The sequence below is a fragment of the Nitrospirae bacterium YQR-1 genome, assembly GCA_039908095.1.
Lineage (GTDB): Bacteria > Nitrospirota > Thermodesulfovibrionia > Thermodesulfovibrionales > Magnetobacteriaceae > Magnetomonas.
In genome coordinates this window covers 139,075-160,027 of the sequence record JAMOBJ010000003.1, presented here as the reverse complement: position 1 = coordinate 160,027, position 20,953 = coordinate 139,075, and the positions used below count along the sequence as shown (strand labels likewise).

The 20,953-nt window shown below is 44.4% G+C and carries 20 protein-coding genes; 12 read left to right on the top strand and 8 right to left on the bottom strand.

Annotated features, from left to right (window positions below):
• Nucleotides 1-147: 147 nt before the first annotated feature.
• Both H7844_03570 and H7844_03565 read left to right on the top strand, forming a co-directional pair.
• The gene (locus H7844_03570; GenBank protein ID MEO5356362.1) at nt 148-2,484 is read left to right on the top strand and encodes a PAS domain S-box protein; all 2,337 of its coding nucleotides are present in this window, start codon (nt 148-150) and stop codon (nt 2,482-2,484) included.
• Nucleotides 2,485-2,594: 110 nt separating this feature from the next.
• The gene (locus H7844_03565) at nt 2,595-3,533 is read left to right on the top strand and encodes a flippase-like domain-containing protein (GenBank protein ID MEO5356361.1); all 939 of its coding nucleotides are present in this window, start codon (nt 2,595-2,597) and stop codon (nt 3,531-3,533) included.
• On the opposite strand, the gene H7844_03560 is transcribed toward H7844_03565, so the two are convergent.
• Nucleotides 3,517-3,711, bottom strand: coding sequence for a 4Fe-4S binding protein (locus H7844_03560; protein ID MEO5356360.1), 195 nt, complete (start codon nt 3,709-3,711; stop codon nt 3,517-3,519). The genes H7844_03565 and H7844_03560 overlap by 17 nt on opposite strands.
• Nucleotides 3,712-3,778: 67 nt before the next feature.
• Here H7844_03560 and tyrS point away from each other — a divergent pair, with 67 nt between their 5' ends.
• The 4 genes from tyrS (at nt 3,779) to H7844_03540 (ending at nt 6,290) form a co-directional block, all read left to right on the top strand.
• Nucleotides 3,779-4,987: a tyrosine--tRNA ligase gene (gene tyrS / locus H7844_03555; GenBank protein MEO5356359.1), complete on the top strand. Its 1,209-nt coding sequence runs from the start codon at nt 3,779-3,781 to the stop codon at nt 4,985-4,987.
• Nucleotides 4,988-4,989: 2 nt separating this feature from the next.
• Nucleotides 4,990-5,796 carry a 1-acyl-sn-glycerol-3-phosphate acyltransferase gene (locus tag H7844_03550; GenBank protein ID MEO5356358.1) on the top strand — a complete coding sequence of 269 codons (807 nt, stop codon included), beginning with the start codon at nt 4,990-4,992 and terminating at the stop codon, nt 5,794-5,796.
• Nucleotides 5,797-5,986: 190 nt separating this feature from the next.
• On the top strand, nt 5,987-6,148 hold the full coding sequence (locus H7844_03545; GenBank protein MEO5356357.1) for a hypothetical protein: 162 nt from the start codon (nt 5,987-5,989) through the stop codon (nt 6,146-6,148).
• Complete coding sequence (locus H7844_03540) at nt 6,138-6,290, top strand: hypothetical protein (protein ID MEO5356356.1); 153 nt, start codon at nt 6,138-6,140, stop codon at nt 6,288-6,290. The genes H7844_03545 and H7844_03540 overlap by 11 nt, the downstream gene beginning before the upstream one ends.
• Nucleotides 6,291-6,368: 78 nt before the next feature.
• Here the strand turns inward: H7844_03540 and H7844_03535 are convergent, their stop codons facing one another.
• Nucleotides 6,369-7,454 carry a glycosyltransferase family 4 protein gene (locus H7844_03535; protein MEO5356355.1) on the bottom strand — a complete coding sequence of 362 codons (1,086 nt, stop codon included), beginning with the start codon at nt 7,452-7,454 and terminating at the stop codon, nt 6,369-6,371.
• 5 nt (nt 7,455-7,459) lie between these two features.
• Complete coding sequence (locus tag H7844_03530) at nt 7,460-8,269, bottom strand: polysaccharide deacetylase family protein (protein ID MEO5356354.1); 810 nt, start codon at nt 8,267-8,269, stop codon at nt 7,460-7,462.
• A gap of 45 nt (nt 8,270-8,314) precedes the next feature.
• On the opposite strand from H7844_03530, the gene H7844_03525 reads away from it, so the two are divergent.
• The 4 genes from H7844_03525 to H7844_03510 all read left to right on the top strand — a co-directional run bounded on the left by H7844_03525 (nt 8,315) and on the right by H7844_03510 (nt 10,832).
• Nucleotides 8,315-9,073 carry a hypothetical protein gene (locus H7844_03525; GenBank protein MEO5356353.1) on the top strand — a complete coding sequence of 253 codons (759 nt, stop codon included), beginning with the start codon at nt 8,315-8,317 and terminating at the stop codon, nt 9,071-9,073.
• A gap of 68 nt (nt 9,074-9,141) precedes the next feature.
• Nucleotides 9,142-9,654: a Uma2 family endonuclease gene (locus tag H7844_03520; protein MEO5356352.1), complete on the top strand. Its 513-nt coding sequence runs from the start codon at nt 9,142-9,144 to the stop codon at nt 9,652-9,654.
• 86 nt (nt 9,655-9,740) lie between these two features.
• Nucleotides 9,741-10,493, top strand: coding sequence for an alpha/beta hydrolase (locus tag H7844_03515; GenBank protein ID MEO5356351.1), 753 nt, complete (start codon nt 9,741-9,743; stop codon nt 10,491-10,493).
• 99 nt (nt 10,494-10,592) lie between these two features.
• Nucleotides 10,593-10,832 (top strand): hypothetical protein, encoded by a 240-nt coding sequence (locus tag H7844_03510; protein MEO5356350.1) that lies wholly within the window; start codon nt 10,593-10,595, stop codon nt 10,830-10,832.
• Between the two features lie 6 nt (nt 10,833-10,838).
• Here H7844_03510 and H7844_03505 read toward each other — a convergent pair whose 3' ends face one another.
• The 5 genes from H7844_03505 to napA are packed head-to-tail and all read right to left on the bottom strand — an operon-like array spanning nt 10,839 to nt 15,961.
• Nucleotides 10,839-11,075, bottom strand: a complete 237-nt coding sequence (locus H7844_03505; protein ID MEO5356349.1) for a chaperone NapD — start codon at nt 11,073-11,075, stop codon at nt 10,839-10,841.
• Nucleotide 11,076: 1 nt separating this feature from the next.
• Nucleotides 11,077-11,601, bottom strand: a complete 525-nt coding sequence (locus H7844_03500; GenBank protein ID MEO5356348.1) for a nitrate reductase cytochrome c-type subunit — start codon at nt 11,599-11,601, stop codon at nt 11,077-11,079.
• Between the two features lie 24 nt (nt 11,602-11,625).
• Entirely contained in the window at nt 11,626-12,411 is a 786-nt protein-coding gene (gene napH, locus H7844_03495) for a quinol dehydrogenase ferredoxin subunit NapH (GenBank protein ID MEO5356347.1), read from the bottom strand.
• Nucleotides 12,412-12,418: 7 nt separating this feature from the next.
• Nucleotides 12,419-13,174, bottom strand: a complete 756-nt coding sequence (napG, locus tag H7844_03490; GenBank protein MEO5356346.1) for a ferredoxin-type protein NapG — start codon at nt 13,172-13,174, stop codon at nt 12,419-12,421.
• Between the two features lie 15 nt (nt 13,175-13,189).
• Nucleotides 13,190-15,961: a nitrate reductase catalytic subunit NapA gene (gene napA / locus H7844_03485; protein ID MEO5356345.1), complete on the bottom strand. Its 2,772-nt coding sequence runs from the start codon at nt 15,959-15,961 to the stop codon at nt 13,190-13,192.
• A gap of 628 nt (nt 15,962-16,589) precedes the next feature.
• Here napA and H7844_03480 point away from each other — a divergent pair.
• On the top strand, nt 16,590-17,372 hold the full coding sequence (locus H7844_03480) for a cytochrome c (GenBank protein MEO5356344.1): 783 nt from the start codon (nt 16,590-16,592) through the stop codon (nt 17,370-17,372).
• 71 nt (nt 17,373-17,443) lie between these two features.
• Nucleotides 17,444-20,938 (top strand): molybdopterin-dependent oxidoreductase, encoded by a 3,495-nt coding sequence (locus tag H7844_03475; GenBank protein MEO5356343.1) that lies wholly within the window; start codon nt 17,444-17,446, stop codon nt 20,936-20,938.
• Nucleotides 20,939-20,953 lie beyond the last annotated feature (15 nt).

Genomic DNA, 20,953 nt, shown 5'->3' with positions numbered 1-20,953 from the left:
TTTTTTAGTGTTGTCAATCAGAATGTTTTTATTTAAAAAAATTCTTGTAAGAAATATCATAATTTTGTTACTATTACTAATAAATGGAGATATATTTGTGATTAAACAAAAGAGGGGTTTTTAGCGTTTTCCCTTGAGGGTTGACTTATGACTTATAGAACCTGCCTAATTGTTGAGAGCGATGAGCCCCTTATTCAGTCCCTTGTTTCAACATTAGCAGAAGAGGGTATTGAAGCACTTGTAGCTAAAGGGGGCAGGGAAGCGTTAGACGTTTTTTTTAGTAAAACTCCGTCGGCGGTGATTATTGATGTTGACAGTGCCGGGCTTGATGCAGGAGAGCTGATAGAAAACCTTACAACATCATCCTCTGATGGTATGCGTAGTGCCGCACCGCTTATAATAGTCCTGTCGGAGGATAAACGCGGAGGGAAAAAACTGGATGATTGTACCAAAGGAGCAGTTTTTTCTTTTATCGGAAAACCTGTAAATGTAATAAAATTTAAAAGTGTTCTAAGAGACGCAATGAACATATCACTTATCAGTAAAAACGGCATAAATAAAGTGCCTGTGTTTTTTTTAGGCGATGAACACTATGATTCCTCTCATATTTTAAGAGATTGCAGTGATTTACAAATGTTTTTTGATACTATCCCCATTGGCATTCTTTATATCGGCAAGGATATGACGGTACTGAAGGTCAATGGCTTTATCGAGAAGTTAACCGGCAAAACAAAAGCGGAGCTGACAGCAAAGCGGTGTTATGAAGTTTTAGGAGAGAAAGTTGACGGCCAAAGCAAGGACAAAGAGCCTGAGGTGTGTAGTTTTTGCAGAAAACCCCACTGTCTCTTAACAAAAAGCCCATCTGTGGTGGAAAGGTTATTTGGGGAAAAGCATCTGAAGGTGACAATCATCCCTAAGCTGGACGCAGACGGTGAAGCAACCCACTATCTGGAGGTCATAGAGGACATAACATCACTTCTGGAGACAGAGCAAAAAATAGTTTTAAACTCTCAAATGCAATCAGTGGTGGATTTAATACTTCAAATCTCCCTTGAGCCTATAGCTTTGCAGGAGCAGTTGGAGCGAATTCTGGATTTTATATTTAAAATCCCTAAACTTGCGCTTGAATCAAAGGGCTGTGTGTTTTTAGCTGACGAGACAAGTAAAAAACTCAGAATGAAAGCACAGAGGGGATTATCTGAGCCGGTGTTAAATCTCTGCAATGAACTGCCCTATAACAGATGTATTTGCGGCAGGGTAGCCCAAAGCAGGGAGGCCATATATGCCCCTGATATAGATGAACGTCATGATATAACCTTTGAATCTATGCAGCCACACGGCCACTACTGTGTTCCAATCATATCAGGGCAAAAGCTGCTGGGGGTTCTAAATCTCTTTATAGGGCATAATCATAAGAGGGATACAGATGAGGAAGAATTCCTTGCAACGGTGGCAAATACAATAGCTAACGTGATAGAGCGCAAAAATGCAGAGGAGTTTTTAAGGGAGCAGAAGGAATTTCTGCGCTCCATAGTGCAGTCAACCCAGGATGCTATAATAACAATTGACAGTAACGGTGTTATTTTATTTTGGAATGACGGAGCCGAGAAAACCTTCGGTTACAAACCTGGCGATGTAGTGGGCAAGACTCTTGATTTTGTAATTCCGGAAAGGTTCAGACACAGACACAACGATGGAATCAAGCGGGTAATAACAACAGGTTTGTCGTCGGTTATAGGCAAAACTTTTGAGCTGACGGCGATAAACATCAAAGGGGAGGAATTCCCTGTAGAGCTGTCACTTGCTATGTGGAAAAACTATAAAGAAACTTTTTTTACCGGCATATTAAGAGATATAAGCAGAAGAAAAAGTGCCCAGGCGGAGCTCCACAAAAGTGTTGAAAAGCTAAGAAAAGTGATAGGCGGGATAATCCAGACTATAGCTATGACTGTGGAGGTAAGGGACCCTTACACGGCGGGGCATCAGAGGCGGGTGGCAGACCTTGCCAGAGCAATAGCCACGGAGATGAAACTATCGGAGGATACGATAGATGCCATAAGGATGGCCGGTACTATACATGATATAGGGAAAATTTATGTACCGGCGGAGATTCTGAGCAGACCCGGAAAACTCAGTGATATAGAATTTGATTTGATAAAAATGCACCCGGAAGTGGGTTTTGACATTTTAAAAACAATAGAGTTTCCGTGGCCTGTGGCACGCATAGTGCTTGAGCACCATGAGAAATGGGATGGAAGCGGCTATCCGCTGGGTATCAAAGGTAATGAGATATTGTTGGAGGCCAGGATAATTTGCGTTGCCGATGTTATAGAAGCCATATCTTTTCACAGGCCTTACAGGCCCGGGCTTGGCATTGAAAGAGCCATCGCCGAGATAAAAAAAGCCAGGGGAACTCTCTTTGACCCTGATGTTGTTGATGCAGCTGTCTCTTTGCTTACAGAGGGTAGATTCAAATTCGACTAGTTCAAATGCGCAGCGGCACGATTGACTTAAAATTCATGTTTCTATATACTACATTGACAGGCAGCTATAACGATGAGGAAGCTCTATAATAAATTAAAGGCAAAAATTAATTGACGCCAAAGACAAAGAAAATTCTTTTAGTTTTGTTGAAAGTATTAATCAGCGGTGGTTTGCTCTGGTATCTTCTAAAAAAAGCCGGTCTCAGGGAGGTTGCAGTACTTTTTAAGAATATTAATGTGCTCTACTATTTTCTTGCCTGCCTGCTTAGTCTTCTGCCTACACTTATTGCTTCTTTCAGGTGGAAGCTGTTTCTCGGTGAGGAAATTTCTGTTAAGCTTCTGTTTGCTTTGTACATGATAGGGCTGTTTTTTAACATTCTGTTGCCGGGGACCACAGGGGGAGACGCCGTCAGATTGTATTATGTTTATAAACGCATCAAAGACGGTGTAAAGTCAGCCGGTTCAATTTTTATAGACAGATATATGGGTTTTACCACAATCGTAATTCTGGGTTTTGCCGCCTTTCTTATAGGTTTCAATAAGCTTAAAGACACGGTTATTGTGTTTTTTATACCAGTTGCAGTGATTTCATTTTTTGTTGGAAGTGCAGTTGTCTTCGGTTTTAAACTCGGTAATAGATTCTCATTTGTTAACAGGCTGCACGAATATTTCAGTCTTTATATCAGCAAAAAGAAAATACTTGTAAAATCTTTTCTCATATCACTCGGTGCGCAGTTTGTCTGCATTTATGTCATTTACCTTATATGTCTGAGTCTTAATGTGAATGTCAGTTTTGCAAATTTAATAATATTTGTGCCAATAATAATAGTCATAACCGCTGTACCCATATCAATATCCGGTATAGGTTTAAGGGAAGGGGCTTTTATTTATCTTTTTAAAATCATCGGTGTACCTCATGATGAGGCTATAGCCGTATCTTTTGCATATTTTATCTCTGTGATAATATCAAGCCTTCCGGGACTGTTCTTTTACCTGACATTTAAAGCAAGAGTGAAGGAGGAGGAGGCTTACTCTACTGTGCAACCCTGATGCATTCATGCGGGCATACTGCTTCACAACTGGCACACCCGGCACAGTTACCTGCATCAAATAACGCAGGTTTGCCGTTTTCCATCTTAAAGACAACCTTTGGACATACGGCGGCACACTTGCCGCAGCCGTCACAGTCCTCATAATTTATCGTTACCGTGTATTTGGATCTTTTCATAAACTCTACAATATAACTCCCTTCCTATAGTTGACGCAAGGGGCTTTAATTGTTATTATACAGGTATATGTTAGCGCCGGAGGCTCAATTAGAGGAACTCAGCAGGGGAGTTTCAGAGATAATACCGGAGGATGGGCTTATTGGAAAACTCAGGAGGTCTTATGAAACCGGAGTGTCCTTAAGAGTAAAAGCCGGGTTTGACCCCACAGCGCCGGATATTCATCTTGGACACACGGTGCTAATGGAAAAGATGAGGCAGTTTCAGGAGCTTGGCCATGAGGTCATATTTCTTATCGGGGACTTTACCGGAATGATAGGCGATCCAAGCGGTAAGAATGAACTGAGAAAACCCCTTTCCAAAGAAGACGTCATGGTAAACGCTCAGACGTATAAAGAGCAGATTTTTAAGATACTTGACCCGGGAAAAACAAAAGTGGTGTTTAACAGCGGGTGGTTTTCACAGATGGATGCAATCGGCATTGCCCGCCTTGGTGCTATGCAGACAGTGGCCAGGATGCTTGAACGGGATGATTTCAAAAAACGCTTTGAAAGCCACAGCCCGATTACCTTGCTGGAGTTTTACTATCCACTGTTTCAGGGATATGATTCGGTGCATTTGAAATCCGACATAGAACTTGGGGGTACAGACCAGAGATTCAATCTCCTTATGGGACGGGAGCTTCAGCGCTCATATGGGCAGAAGGAACAGACTGTAATCATGCTGCCACTGCTTGAGGGCCTTGACGGAGTTAACAAGATGTCCAAAAGCCTTGGCAATTATATCGGCATAAGTGAGCCGCCTAAGGAGATTTTCGGCAAAATCCTCTCCATTACAGATGAACTTATGCTTAAGTACTATGCGCTCTTAAGCCACATCAGTGTTGCAGAGCTTGCATCTCTTAAGGATGCGCTGCAGGGGGGCACACTTCACCCCAAAGCCGCCAAGGAAGCCCTTGCCATGGAAATAGTGGAGCGTTACCACGGAAAGGAAGAGGCGCTGAGGGCAAAAGAAGACTTTGACCGGGTGTTTAAGGCTAAAGAGATACCGGCGGATATTCCTGAGGTTGTCATCACATCGCCTGAGGCGGTTTGGATTTGTAAAATCCTTAAAGACAACGGCATGGCGGCAAGTACCAGTGAAGCCATGAGAGTAATCAAACAGGGAGGTGTTAAAATAGACGGCAGGGTTGTTACAGACACTAACGAAAAACTATCTCATGGCCGGTACATTATAAGCGCCGGTAAAAGAAAATTTCTTAAAATTGTTATTAGCTGAAATTGTTTCTTTCAACGGCACAAATAGACTTTTTACCGTTTGAAAACGGTATTTATAAAACCGAAAATCCTGGTAAAACCACTTTTCCATCCTTGTTTTTTTACCCAAACATGGCACGCACTGTGTATCAGGCCAGTTGGGAGGCGATGCTGGGGATTTATGACAGAAAGAATTTTTATAAAAGCGGAATCGGCATTGTACATGAGCTTGAAAAAGTAGGGGTGGTTTTTGATGTTACGGGGATTGATAACATAAATAAAGTTGACGGCCCGTGTCTTTTTATTTCCAACCATATGAGTGTGATGGAGACTTTTATGCTCTCTATGTTTATCTGTCCTTACAAGGAGTTAACTTATGTGGTAAAGGAGAGCCTTTTGAGATATCCGGTGTTTAAGCGAATAATGTTTGGAATAAGGGCGATAGCTGTGGGAAGAGAAAACCCTAAAGATGATTTGTTGGCGGTGCTAAAGGGCGGCATGGAGGCACTTGCTGCGGGGCGCTCTGTCGTTGTGTTTCCTCAAAGCACGCGGTCAGTGCATTTTGATATTAAGGCTTTTAACACAATCGGGGTAAAGCTGGCTCAGAGGGCAAATGTTCCGGTAATACCGGTAGCTCTTAAAACCGATGCATGGGGAAGCGGCAAGTACCTTAAAGACTACGGCAAAATAGACCCGGATAAAAAGGCTTATTTTGCCTTTGGTGAGCCTATGGTTATAAGGGGAAAAGGAGCGGAGGAACATAAAGCCGTCACAGATTTCATAGCTGGTAAGCTGTTTTTGTGGTCGCAGCGGCAGCCACTATTGATATAAAATGTGTATAATAATATATGGATAATACCGGAAACTCAAAAGCCTGCGGCACCACCCCAGATTTTCCTGAAGCAATGTCTGCATTGCTAAAAATGGGTACAGACTGCGGCCTGCGCAGACCGGAGATACTCTATCAGGAGCAATTCCAAATTTTTATGTGTTTTGCAAAAAGGTAAGCAGCAGAGCCGTTATGAAGCAACAGGACAAATCAACACAAGAGAAGCAAATCACCGGCCTTATTAAAGAACTACAGGAGAGGTTTGAAGAAGGCGCACGCCGTGATGAGACACTTAAGAGAAAACTTGAGGAACTCATCTACAGGTTAAAAGGAGACGGCTCAGATGAATCTTGACATAAAAGCAGAGGAGCTTAAAACAGTCCTTGAGATATTTAACCGTTATGTGCCGGAGAGAGGTCATACTATGTTGCAACTTGGTATAAACCTTGGAAACCGGGGGTCTATGGGAAGTCCCCACAAGTGGGGAGACCCCTGATGATTAGGCGGGAAAGGGTATAAGGGGAAGGACAGAGTCCTTCCCCTTATTGATTTTACTTTTTTGATTGCAACTTTATTAATCTCTAATCAACTTACTATATAGCAATTCGGTTTTATCGAGCATTACCTCAACAGAGTGCTCTTTTAAAACAAATTCTCTTGCATTGGAAATTATTGAATTTTGCAGGGTGGGATTATTTATTAACCGGATGATGGATGAGGCCAGTGCAATATGGTCACTTGGTGGCACTAATAGTCCGCTCTGTTCATTTATTATAATTTCAGGCACGCCTCCCACACGTGTTGCCACAACCGGGACGCCTGCCGCCATAGACTGCAAAATGCTCTGCGGTATGCCCTCAGAGTGGGAACTCAGAACCGATATGTCACTTATGGCAAACACCGTGGTAACATCCTCTATATAGCCTGTAAAGCGGACATGCGAGGTTATTCGCAGCTCATCAGCAAGCCTTATCAGTGAGTTTTTCTTAGGACCGTCACCGGCAAGGATAAATACTGCATGTGGGATTTCTGAGACCACTGCTTTTACCGCCCTGAGTGTAACCTCATGTCCCTTTACACCCCGCAAAACCCCTACATTGGATATAACTACGGAGTGCTGTGGCAAGTTAAAGGCGGACTTCAGCTCCGGTGTCCGTTTAACTCTAAAGAACCTCTCCTCAACACCGGTAGGAATACTGAGTACTTTGTTTTCAGGGAAGCCGCAATTTTTAATAAGATTTTGGCGCATGTTCTCCCCGCAGGTTATGAAGGACTGCGGCAGGTAGTGGATAAAATTGAAAATGTTTCTTCTAAGCGGGATGTTAAGATGTCTGGTTCTGACAAGAGCAGGGAAGCCGGCAAATTTAGCGGCAATGCCGCCAATCCACGAGTCCTTTCCGCTATGGGTGTTAACAACGTCAAATTTTTCATTTTTAATATACCGGAAGAGTTTGAACATGCTGATAATGTCGTATGATGAGCGAAGGGGGAGGGTTTTGCACTCAATACCTCTGTTTAGTGCCTCAGGGAGAAGTTTGGCGTGTTTGCGGCAGACAATTGTTACACTGTGCCCACGGCTTTTCATTCCAACGGCCTCAGTCAACACACGCTTTTCCTGCCCTCCAAAGCCGTCTGACCATTCGGTGTGAAGTATTCTCATAGTGGTTATTTTAGTATCCTGTAGTAGAGGCTGCTCAGGACGTAATGAGAGTTAATGAGGAGTTTTTTTCTGAAGTTCAATACGCCGGCGTTTCCTATGGGAATGCGTTTAAGGCTAAGGGGATTAGTCTCTGCTGTGTTGGTTCCCTTTATTGTGGTAAATAGAAGATTAAAACCGGCTTTTTCCGCAGTCTTAATGTAGTCCTCTCTGTGTAGTCCCCAGGGCCAGCACAGGGCTGTGCAATCCTTATTAAGGTGCTTTTCGATTGTTGTTTTTGACAGGACAATATCCTGGTACAGTGCCTCAGGGGGTAGTGCGTCCCATCTTTGATGGGTATGGGTGTGGGAAGCAACATCAATAAGGCCGGAGTGTTCCATCTCCCTGAGTTCATCCCATGACATCATTACATCGGCGCACCTGCCGCTCTCAACTATTGCTTTACACCGGCTGTGGGTTGGCAGCGCCCCGGTAAATCCCTCATCCATGCGTTTTCTTAATCCATTATCAGGAAGCAGTGAAGTGATAACAAAAAACACAGCCTTGAGGTTTAATGATTTAAGCACAGGGTAGGCGTAAACCCAGTTATCCAGCCAGCCGTCATCAAAGGTTATCATTACCGGTTTTGGGGGAGTGTTGCCGGTTCTTATGATTTGCAAATAGTCGGATGTTGAAAGGGTTGTATAACCGTGTCGATGAAGGAACGCCATTTGTCTTACAAATGCGTTAACCTCAACCGTGATAAAATCACAACCCTTTTCCGGTTTGCCGGGAAATGCGTTGACATGATGGTACATTAATACCGGTATTGCCGCCACAGATGTATTTTACTATAAAGGGCTAAAAATTGTAATATAGCGGGTATGAGGGATTTTCCAAAAAGTATAACAATCGAGGGCCGGGAGTTTTTTTATGAGAAAATTCTTAAAGATGATTTCTTTTCGGTTAACGTTCTTTATAGAAGCGGTGAGGGTATCCGGTATGTTCTTAAACTATCGGATTTTAGGTTCATATTCGGTGTTTTATTAAGGCCGCTTGCACAGTTTTTCTCGCGGCGTGAGTACAGGATTTATGAGAAAGTCGGAGACATTGCCGGTGTGCCAAAGCTTGGGCCGAGGTATGGTAAGCGGGGATATTTTCATTTATTCATTGAGGGTGTCACACTGCATGAGTTTAAGGGGACATTGCCGGATGATTTTTTTGATAACCTTAAAGGAATAATTGAAGAGGTACACAGAAGGCGAATCTTTTATCTTGATTTAAATAAGCTAGGTAATATAATAGTCGCAACAGAGGGCAGACCATATCTCATAGATTTTCAGATAAGCATGTATTTCAGGCCGTTAAAGGGGATAACAGGCAGGTTTGTTGACTGGATTTTTAATAGCCTCATTCGTGAGGACATTTACCACCTGTATAAACACAAGAAGCGTTTCCGTAGTGATCAGATGACGCCGGATGAGTTTGAGTTAGCCAAACGTACCGGTTTTAATAAGTGGTACAATCTGTTGTTTGGGCAGCCCTACCGTAAAGTAAAACGGCTGATATATCCCTCCGGCAGCAATGAAATCATCTGGTACAAGTGGAAACGGATTAAGGATAAATCAAAGCGAATGCCATGACGGGCTATGATTAAAACCTGTATTTTATCAGCATAGACAATACCGTGAAACCGTGATATACTATTAGTATGCAAATTATTGAAAGAGATTTTGACTTAACGGAAATTATTAACGGAGAGGAAGTTATGGGGCCTAGTCCATTTAGAAGACACCAGGATATTGTTACAGAGATTGCAAAGAAAATACTGTTTCACTTAGAAAAACACAATTCAGGGAAATTATATTTTTCACCACTTGACGTAATCTTTGAAGAGGGTATTAACAGGCTCCAGCCGGATTTGTTGTTTATAAAAAAGGAAAACTCAAGTATTGAGCAGGACTGGATAAGAGGCGTGCCGGATATGGTTTGTGAGATAATATCTCAGGGCAGTTATGAAATGGACACTGAGGTAAAGAAGGCTGTCTATGAGAAGTACAGAGTGCCGGAGTACTGGATAGTCATGCCGGAGTTGCAAACAATTCAGATATTAACCATTGAAGGCGATAAGTACAGGCTGCATTCCGTTGCGGCATTTGATGGTATTGTTGCCTCTAAAGCCATTGATGGCCTTGCTTTCAACGTCATGGATATTTTTGCTTAGCCTTGCCGCCTGTGTTTACTTCTGACTGCAACTTGGTATTAACGGAAATCATCAACAGTCTTGGCTTATAATAAATCAAGAGAATCATGACAGAGCTTCATTTTATAAAGGCAGGCGGCGGAGACAACAAGATAGTGTTTATACATGGCAACCTTGCCTCATCCCTGTGGTGGAAAAAGACACTTTCAGTAATCAGAGCACCATTTGAGGGTTACGCTATAGACCTTCCCGGCTGCGGGAAGACCAGAGAGCCGGGTGTAACAAGAACCATGGAATACCTGGCCGCAGTGGTTACCGATTTCCTGAAAACTCAGGGACTTGAGCGTGTAACTCTGGTTGGACACTCATTAGGGGGTGGCATCGCTCAGTTGACGGCTATAAACCACCCTGAAAAGGTTGAGAAACTTGTCTTGGTAAATTCCATCCCGATGCACGGTTTCCCTGTGTTTTACACCTATGGTGAGGACAAACTCAGACAGTTACGGCAACGTGACAGTGTACTCAGAAAATCAATTAAAAACGTGATGCCGGAGATAAAAGACAATGAATTTTTTGAAGAAATCATAGCAGAGGCAAAGGCTGTTTCGTGCGAGGCTTATTTGGGGCACACTAAGGCTATGGCTGACGTTGACTGGTCAGACAGGATAGGGTTGATTACCTGTCCGACCCTTTTTATTCACGGCCAAAAGGACAGGTTTGTAAAAATACAGGGAAGCCGGAAAACTGCGGCAGCAATCGGTAATTGCATATTTGTGGATTTACCCGGCTGTGGCCACAGCCCAATGGTTGAAGTCCCTGATGCGTTTAACAGCATTGTGTTTGATTTTATCGGACGTTAACTATGACAAATGGTTTTTTGAAATGTTACAATGAAATGTATGAACAATCCCTATTTCAGGGGAGGGCAATCTCAACCACTAAAAATAATGAACGGAATTATGGTTTTCGCTATAATTTATGCGAATAGTTTTGATCTGCTTTCAACAAGTTTTTGGCAGCAAATTAAAGACGATTATGAGAGTGTCCGCTCCACAATCAAAGCAAAGGGGTTTGATGCTTTGAGCGGGAAAGTTGGTAAATTCATTCAACCTCGCACAAAAGGAGCCGGGCATGGGAGCACTACAAGAGCCTTTTATGCAAGGGTGTCTTTTGTTGAAATAATACTCGGTATGAGGTAAGCAGCTCTACAACCCCTCCCCTGTGTAAGCATAAGCAAGGTCTGCCGATGCAACGTTTTTGATATCTATTATTTCCTTCATTTTCTTTATGGTTTCATCATTTGAAGATGACTCAATTGTTATGACGATTTTGCCGCTTTCGTCTTTGAAATGTATGTCGCACCACTGAAGTAAGCCCAGTGTCCTGAGCACCTCATCGAGATGCTCAGGAGCAGTCTTTACTACCAACCCGGATATATCCACTTTATTCTATCCCCTCTTTGCCGGTTTCAGAGAGATTTGAGCTGTGACGCAATTTCTTGTTTCTGAAAGACTGTGAGAATTTATTTCCGATAAGAGGTTTTGCGTCTGACTGAGTTACATGGCACTGTAGGCAGTTATAAGAAGTGCCGCTAATTTTGGAGCCGTCTGTGGCAAGGTGTGTTTTTGGAATTGCCGTTGCATTGAAATCCTTTGCACTTTCCGGCATGTGGCAGCCCATGCACTCATTTTTCCCGTCTGTGATGACTTCAAGCCCATCGGTGCTGTGAGGTATTAGGGCAGGGCTGTTTTCAAAAGAACGTTCGTACTTTTTGCTTTTCCCGGCAGGGGGACTTGACGTTGTGCTTTTTATTCCGGAAACGCTGGTTTCATCAAAGAGCGTCTGTTTCCTAAATCCCATATCATCCTCAGAAATGGATTTCTGCCCGGCCCACACCGGTAATGCTGCAAGTGTTATAACCAAAACCACAGTCAACGTTATAAACCGCCATATCTTTTTTTGTTTCATAACTTTTTTTCTCCTCCTTTTATTTTATGAAAATCTGCTTTTAAATGTTATTGCGTTGTCATTGCAAACCTCTGCACATCGCCCGCACTGTATGCACTGCCCGGATTTCACCATGGAACTTTTCTGCCCGACCATGTCAAGCACCTGTTTTTCAGGACATGCTTTTAGGCATTTCATACACATGGTGCATTTGTCATGATTGTAGTATGGCTTAATTAAATTGCCCCGTCCGATGAGCGCATAAAATGCGCCAAGCGGACATAAATGGCCGCAAAAACCGTTACGTACTAAAAAAGCATCAAAAACCACGACAGACGCTATCAACAGCCATCCATAACCTATCCCGAATATGAGCCCGCGGTGAAGCACTCCTATCGGACTTATCCACTCAAATGCCGCTACCTTTGTTATAGCCGACAGAACAAGGGCAAGGATAAGAAGCCGGTAGCGGAGATTGACCTCAGGACTATAGCTAAAGGTTATGTCAAGCGCTCTCCGAATGGAGTTGGCAAGTCCCGTAACGAGGTTCATCGGACACACCCAGCCGCAAAAGACCCTGCCCCCTGCTATTGCATAAAAGGATGCAACAATGAGGCTCCCGATTACGGCCGGCTTGCCGGCAATATTTCCCGTTACAAGGTTCTGAAGCACTGCGAAAGGATCAGATAGGGTTAAAACATCAAACACCTTTGCCGATGAGTAATTCCCTCTGAGTACCTTTAATCCATATACTCCGCCCATAATAAAAAAGCTCAGTATGGATAGCTGAGAGAGCCTTCTTAAAATTGTATATCTGTATTGTTTTATCATGGCAATACTAAAATCCTCTGTTTAAGTAATCCAAAGTTTTTTGTTCATTTTTTTTGCCTTTATCGGGTGTGGGTAATATCTGAGGCCCTTCGGCGGAATCTTTCCATCCCTGTAAGTATCTTTCGTTTGGTTTACCCATAGCTATGTGGCGGGGAAGGACGTAAACAGAGGCTTTTTCGTTAATACAGGCACGCTCGCACATTCCACATCCGGTACAGTGTTCACTTTGAATAACAGGTGCAATGAATGCGTGCTTTCCGGTACGTTCGTTACGGTACATGTCAAGCGTTATGGCCTTGTCAATAAGCGGGCATACCCGGTAGCAGGCGTCACACTGAAGTCCCCAGTATGCAACACATGTGTTGCGGTCAATGACGGCAAGTCCCATCCGGGCCAGATTAATATCCAATTTACCATCCGCAGAGCTCACTGATTTAGCACTTAACGCAGCCGTCGGACACGCCGGCACACAGGGTATGTCTTTGCACATTTTGCAGGGGATTATGCGCGCAGTGAAGTACGGGGTGCCGACAGGCTTGCCGGAGCCGAAACCGGCAAGCGTAAGAGTGCCAAATGGACATGCCTCCACACACTGTCCGCACTTTATGCAAACGGACAGAAACTCCGGCTCGGCAATCGCCCCCGGCGGCCGCAAAATCATCCCCTCCGATTTAGCCTCAAGCAGGTGTGTTATCCAAAGAAAACCCACCGAGGCCATAATCCCTGCTCTTTCTAAAAATTTACGTCTTCCTGTTGTATCCACTGTCCTTCTTTCCTGTTACGCTTTATATAGTTTTACCGCACACTTTTTAAAATCTGTTTCTTTGGAAAGCGGACATGTTGCGTCCAGAGTTACCTTATTTATAAACACGTTTTCATCAAACCACGGCACAAACACCATACCGTCGGGCATCGTGTTCCTTCCTCTGGTCTCCACCCTTGCCTTAACCTTTCCACGTCTGGATTCGATCCACATAAGCTGCCCGTCAGTTACTCCGATTTTCTTTGCATCATTTTGATTTATAAAACAAAGGGCTTCCGATACAGCGCGGTAGAGCTCGGGCACTCTCATTGTCATGGTTCCGCTGTGCCAGTGCTCAAGCACTCTGCCTGTGGTCATCCAGAAAGGATACTCCTCGTTAGGCATCTCAGGGGGCTCCATATAGTACCGCAGGAAGATTTTAGCCTTGTTGGCCAAATCCACCATTTCTTTGGATTTCACCCCGAGCAGGTCGCCGGAGGGCAGGCTTTTAAAAGCTTTACCGTAAAATGCAAATTTTCCCCTGTTTGCCTTCTTAGCATATGGGTCATACTCGGAATTGAATCTCCATTCGGTTTCCTTTCCATCCACAACAGGCCACTTAAGCCCTCTGACCTTATGATATGCGTCGAAATCAGCCAGATCGTGCCCGTCTCCTATACCAAAAGCTCTGTATTCTTCCCATAGGTATTTCTGCAGGAAAAATCCGTAGCCCTTAAAATTCTCTACATTTCTTTTATCTCCGGCAACCTCAGAGTTCATAGTGTTCTTCCCTACAGGGTCAGGCCACTTATACTCTTTGGCTCTCTTGTTTGCAAACAACACGTCATACAGGGTGTCGGTTTTTTTATAACCCAGTTCGGAGGCCTTTGGGAGGATGTCGGGAATTGTCACATCTTTGTTGATTTTATGTTCCTTCCAAACCTCCTCAAGAGTAAATCTCTTTGAAAACTCAACTATTTGCCACGTGTCGGACATAGATTTGCCGTAAGGGGTTACCTGTTGCTTCCAATGCTGGGTTCTGCGTTCGGCATTTCCGTAGGCTCCCCATTTTTCAAAAATCATGGCGCTGGGCAGTATCAGGTCGGCTACCTTTGCCGTGATGCCCGGATAAGCCTCAGAGACCACTATAAAGTTATCCATCTCACGTGCCGCCTTTATCCAGTGGTTTGCATTTGCGGTATTTTGCCATGGGTTATTAACCTGTACCCATACCCATTTGATTTTTCCGTCCTCAAGGTCCCTCATTATCTTTGTATAGTGCGAGCCGACTACCGGATTAAGCGTACCCTCGGGAAGGCTCCATAGTTTTTCGGTTTTCTCTCTGTGTTTTGGATTATCAACAACCATATCGGCAGGGAGTCTGTGGCAGAATGTGCCAACCTCGCGGGCCGTGCCGCAGGCGCTGGGCTGTCCGGTAAGGCTGAATGCTCCGTTTCCAGGCTCCGACTGTTTTCCTAAAAGAAGGTGCACAGTGTAAATCATCTCGTTAATCCATGTGCCCCTTATGTGCTGGTTAAAGCCCATTGTCCAAAAACTTGTTACTTTTTTCCCTTTTTCCGTATATATATTTACCAGGGCCTGTAGTTTTTTCTTAAAATCTTCCAGCGATTCGTCGGATTTGCCTTTGGCAAGTTTTGCCGTATAGTCCAGAGTATATGGTTCAAGGCCTTTTTTGAAGTCCTCAAAGGTTATTACCCAGTGCTTCATAGCGCTATCGGCATTTTTCATCTCCATTGTGTCCCCTGCCTTTATGCCTAAAGCGGAAAGCCCGATAGCTTCATTTTCAGAAATTACTTTGGATACCTCTTTTGCAACCGTATCCTGCTCTTTAGGTCCAAAGGAAGGATGCTTTGGGTTGTTTCTCATACCGTAACCAATATCTACCGGGCCGGTCACAAAGGCACAGTTATTGTTTACGAATTCCTGATCAATGGCCTCAGGCTGGGCATACACTATTTCCCTGGCTATGTAGTTTAAGATAGCAAGGTCAGTGCCGGGTTTAAATATAATCTCTAGGTCTGCAATATTTGAACAGCGGTTTGTAAACGTGGAGAGGTTGACCACCTTTATATTCTGTTTATCACTTAATTTTCTATCGGTAACTTTTGACCATAAAATCGGGTGCATTTCCGCCATGTTTGCGCCCCACAGGACAATAGAGTTTGCATGGTGCATGTCGTCGTAGTTGCCGGCAGGTTCGTCAATTCCAAATGACTGCATGAAGCCGACCACGGCGGAGGCCATGCAGTGACGTGCATTGGGGTCAATGTTGTTGCTCCTAAAGCCTGCTTTTATTAGTTTCACAGCGGCCACACCTTCCATAATGGTATATTGTCCGGAACCGAAAATGCCGATTCCCGTGGGACCCAGAGCGTTGTAGTGTTTCTTAAACTGTTTTTCCATTTCATCAAAAGCCCGTTTCCATGTAACAGGTTTGAAGTTGGCTTTTTTGTCAAATTCACCTTTTTCGTTAACCCTCATAAGAGGCTCGGACAACCTGTCCGCCCCGTACATAATCTTTGCATTAAAGTATCCTTTTATGCAGTTGAGCCCTTTGTTAACCGGCGCTATGGGATCCCCCTTAACGGCCACCACCTTGTCATTATTAACAGCTACCATTATGCCGCACCCTGTGCCGCAGAACCGGCACACGGACTTATCCCACTTCCACTGTGCCTCTGTTTTGCCTGCCTCTGCAAGAAGCTCCCCAGGCACTGCTATACCTGCTGTTGTTGCTGCAAATACGGCGGCAGCTCTTTTTATAAACTCTCTTCTTGAAAACGCCATTTTTTTACCTCCTTTTCACCTTTTCTTATTTTGTAATATCAGTTACTAAATATTTTACCGGCAATTTGTGTGTGCTGTAAGAGTGTAAAAAACCCCAACAAGCTATCTGTAGTTTTGCAATACAATTAAACACAAATAAATCAACACTATCCATCATAAAATTTCCTACTAACTTTTTTTTTCAAAACAGTTCCTGTTAACTTTTTATCATTATAATGTATATTTAGTTCTTTTTATATTCAAGCGCAGTAACTAAAAGCACAGTAATTAATATTTAACCTATAAAAATAATGATTGTCAAGCTGTATAAAAATTTTACTTTTTATTTTTTATAATGGTAATACCAAGCTACAGTCGGAAGTAAACACAGGCGGCTGGGAGAAAACTACGCCTCCTCTTACAGGGGATTCCCCTTTTTAGGGGAGAGTACGCCTGTGTCGCTTTCTCCCGGCCGCCTCGTTACTCTTTTGACTGCTACTTGGTATAACATACTACAATCTTTCCACTTTCTTAAAAAAAAATAATTTCGTGATAAAAGTTGCGGAAAAGTTGGTGTTAACTGCATACTATACATAAATTTGTCAAAAGCGCTTTGTACTAGGCTTAAAATTCCCAGAAAGGAGGACACATGCAAAAATCCGCAGTTAGGGGTACTTGTGTGAGTGCAGCAGTGGTGTATTTACTTTTTATGAGTGTGTTGTTTTGGCCGCAGTTTACTGAAACGGCATACGGGGCGGGGGCGGATACCGGCAAAAAGGTTTTTGAAAGCCGTTGTGCCATTTGCCACAATTCTAAAGGAGACGGCAACGGCGCCATTGGAATTGTAGAAAAAGGAGTGGTTGGAGAGAAGATGTGGTCGGTCTATCCCAGAGACTTGACAGTCGGTGTGTATAAGTTCAGATCCACTCCGACCGGTTGCCTTCCTACTCAGGCAGACCTGGAGTACATAATTTCAAAGGGTATAATGAGAGCGGCTATGCCCTCCCATAAGGATGTCTCTAAGGCTGATGTTACAGCGGTTATAGAGTATCTGAAGACATTTTCAACGCGTTGGAAAGAGGAGGAAGGGTGTAAGCCCTTTGCGGTGGCCAAGCCTAAGTGGGTCGGCTCTGCCGAATCTGTAAAAAAGGGCAAGGATGTATATGACAAAATGAAGTGCTGGGAGTGCCATGGTAAAGAAGGTAAAGGAGACGGTCCTAAGTCTATGGAGATTAAAGATGACTGGGGTAAGCCGATTTTACCGTTTAATTTTACCACCGGTGAGCTTAAACGCGGCTCAACAGCCGAAAACGTCTATATGACCTTCACTACCGGCCTTGACGGCACCGGAATGCCCTCTTATGAGGATTCGTTAAACGAGGAACAACGGTGGAATCTGGTGTCATACACACTGAAACTTATGAAAAAATAACAGGTAGATGCTTGCACAGGCGGCATTAAATTTCAGACAAGCACTATCTTGTAAGGAGGGATAAAATTTATATGGCCAATTTATCAAGAAGAAACTTTTTAAAAGCAACCGGAAGCGGAATAATGCTGACCCTTGCCGGTGGCACCGAGGCCCTGGCGATGCACGCCCTTGAGCCTGCCACAGGTGTTGCTAATCCGCTCAGTCATTACCCTGCCCGTGACTGGGAAAAGCTCTACAGGGATATTTATAAAGCGGACTCAAGTTTTGTTTTTATGTGTACACCCAACTGTACGCACAACTGCTACCTTAGGGCATATGTGAAAAACGGAGTTGTAGTGCGTGTCGGTCCGTCTCAGAACTACCACAAAGCAACCGACGTCTATGGTACGAAAGCATCCCAGCGTTGGGACCCAAGGCACTGTAACAAGGGAATTTCACTGGTGAGACGTTTCTACGGAGACCGCCGTGTAAAGGCCCCTATGGTGCGTAAGGGATTTCTACAGTGGGTGGAGAAAGGTTTCCCGCGTGATGAAAACGGAATGCCCCCTGCCGAGATGTTTCGACGCGGCGAGGACACCTATGTAGCGGTTCCATGGGAAAAAGCATATGAAATAGCGGCAAAGACGTTTTATGAAATAGCCAAAACCTATACAGGTGAAAAGGGTGCGTCGTTGTTGAAAAAGCAGGACTACGATGAGGCTATGGTTAAGCGCATGGATGGTGCCGGCACAAGAGCTATGAAGTTCAGAGGCGGTATGCCTGCGCTTGGCTCAATCAAGCTCTTTGGGCAGTACAGAAACGCAAACTCGATGGCCCTTTTGGACAAACACATCAGAAAAGTAGAAGATGATAAAGCAGTGGGTGGTGTGGGGCTGGATAACTACACGTGGCATACCGACCTGCCGCCCGGACACCCTATGGTGTGTGGACAGCAGACTATTGACTTTGACCTCTCAAACGTTGAGTACTGTAATATCGTTGCATGCTGGGGTATAAATTGGATTTCCACTAAGATGCCCGATGGTCACTGGCTTACCGAGGCACGCATGAAGGGTAAAAAAGTCGTTGCGATAACCACTGAGTACAGCTCCACTTGCAGTAAGGCTGATGAAATAGTAATTATAAGGCCCGGCACCGACCCCGCGTTAGCTCTTGGAATAGCCAGTGTTTTGATAAAGGAAAATCTCTATGACAAGAAATTTATTACAACACACACCGACCTACCTATGCTTGTCAGGATGGATACCGGCAACATGTGCAAAGCCGGGGATATCTTTAAAGATTATAAACCCAAGGAACTTAAACTGAAAAAAATAGTGAAAGAAGCAAAGGACCTGCCTAAGCCTGCTGCGACAAACGAGGGAATGCCCGGTGTTACAGAGGCTATGCGTAACTCATGGGGCGATTTCGTTATGTGGGACACTAAAACCGGCAAACCTGTTGCCGTCTCCAGTGACGACGTTGGCGAGCACTTCCACAAGTTAGGCATAGAGCCTGCCATTGAGGGTGAATTTACCGTTACCATAGATGGTAAAGATGTAAAAGTACGCCCTGTATTTGATGTAATTAAGCAGCATCTATCTGATACATGGACGCCTGAAAACACCTCAAAGGTAACATGGGCTCCAGTCTCCGCCATATACAGTCTTGCCAGACAATTTGCCAAAAACCCTGAGAAAGTTCTTTTCACTGTCGGCATGGGACCAAACCAGTTTTTTAACGCAGACCAGAAAGACAGAGCAATATTCTTAGTGGCGGCACTTACAAGAAATGTCGGATTCTTCGGTGGAAACGTGGGCAGTTACGCAGGTAACTACCGTGCGGCATACTTTAATGGAATGCCTCAGTACATGGCGGAAAATCCTTTTGATATAACATTGGATCCTGCAAAACCTGCAAAGGTTAAACTAACCTATGCTATGCAGTCCGCCCATTACTATTCACACGGTGATCAGCCTCTGAAAGTACATGGACATTATTTCAATGGAAAAAGTCATATGCCTTTTCCAACAAAATCCATGTGGTTTTCCGGTTCAAACTCCATTTTAGGCAATGCCAAGGGCCACTATGAGATAGTAATGAATCTCTTACGCCACCCGGCATATCGAGCCAAGGGAATGCACAAACGCATGATTGAAGCTGTGTTTGTAAACGAGTGGTGGTGGACAGGCACTTGCGAGTATGCCGACATTGTTTTTGGCGTGGATAGCTGGGCTGAGTACAATGCCCACGATATGACCCAGTCCTGTACCAATCCTTTTATGCAGGTTATGCCGCTTACTGAAATTAAGCGTATTCATAATACTAAGAGCAACGTGGAAACCTATCAGGGTGTGGCCCATGCTCTGGCAGGAATAACGGGAGATAAGCGCTTTGATGATTACTGGGCTTTAATGAATGCTCCCCACAAGGCAAAACCGTATATTCAGCGTGTGCTGAGCCATTCAAATATGTTTAAGGGCTACGATGTCGAGGACCTTTTGGTAAAGTCTAAGGATGGTATCCCGGCGCTTATGATGGGTAGAACCTATCCTAAGTTTATAGGTTACGAGCAGAGTAATGAGTCGAAACCGTGGTTTAGCAAAAGCGGAAGGCTGGAGTTTTATCGTGATGAGCCTGAGTTTAAAGACTATGGTGAGAGTATTCCTCTTCACCGTGAGCCGATTGATGCCACATTCTACGAACCAAATGTTATAGTGGCCTCTGCGCATCCGTTGATAAAACCCAAAAAGCCTGAAGACTACGGCTGGCCAAGCAGCGATCTGAGCCGCGAAACCCGTCAGGTACGTAACGTTATTTACACGGTAGATCAACTTTTAAAGACAGAGCATCCGCTCATTAAGGAAAAATATAATTTTATATGGCTCACTCCTAAGTACCGCCACAGTGTACACTCTATGTTTGCAGATTTGGATTACCTCTCAGTGTGGTGGGGGCCCTTTGGCGATATGTACCGCAAGGATAAGCGTAAACCTTGGGTAGGTGAAGGGTATATGGATATACACCCCGATGATGCTAAAGCCTACGGAGTTGAGGACGGTGATTACGTGTGGGTTGACGCCGACCCTGAGGACATGCCGTTTGCAGGCTGGCAAGGGCGCCCAAAAGAGTACAAAGTAGCTCGTTGTATGCTCCGTGCAAGATATTATCCGGGTACTCCGCGTGGAGTTTTAAGAACCTGGTTTAACCTCTATATGGCCTCTTTTGGTTCTGTAAAGGGACACGAAACGAGAAAGGATGGGTTGGCCAAGAGTCCTGATACCGGCTACCAATCATTGTATCGTTACGGAGGGCATCAGAGTGGAACACGCTCGTGGCTAAGGCCTACAATTCTTACCGATACACTGGTTCGTAAGGAACTCATGGGACAGGCAACTGGAGTGGGCTTCTGCCCTGATGTTCACTGCGCCAACGGCGCCCCCCGCGAGTCTTTTGTTAAGTTTTCCAAAGCTGAGGACGGCGGCGAGAGCGGTAAGGGTAAGTGGAGACCTATCTCTTTAGGTGGAAGGCCTACCTATGAAAGTGACAGCTTTAAAAAATATCTGAGCGGACAGTATGTCGGATAATACCAGCAAAGGAGG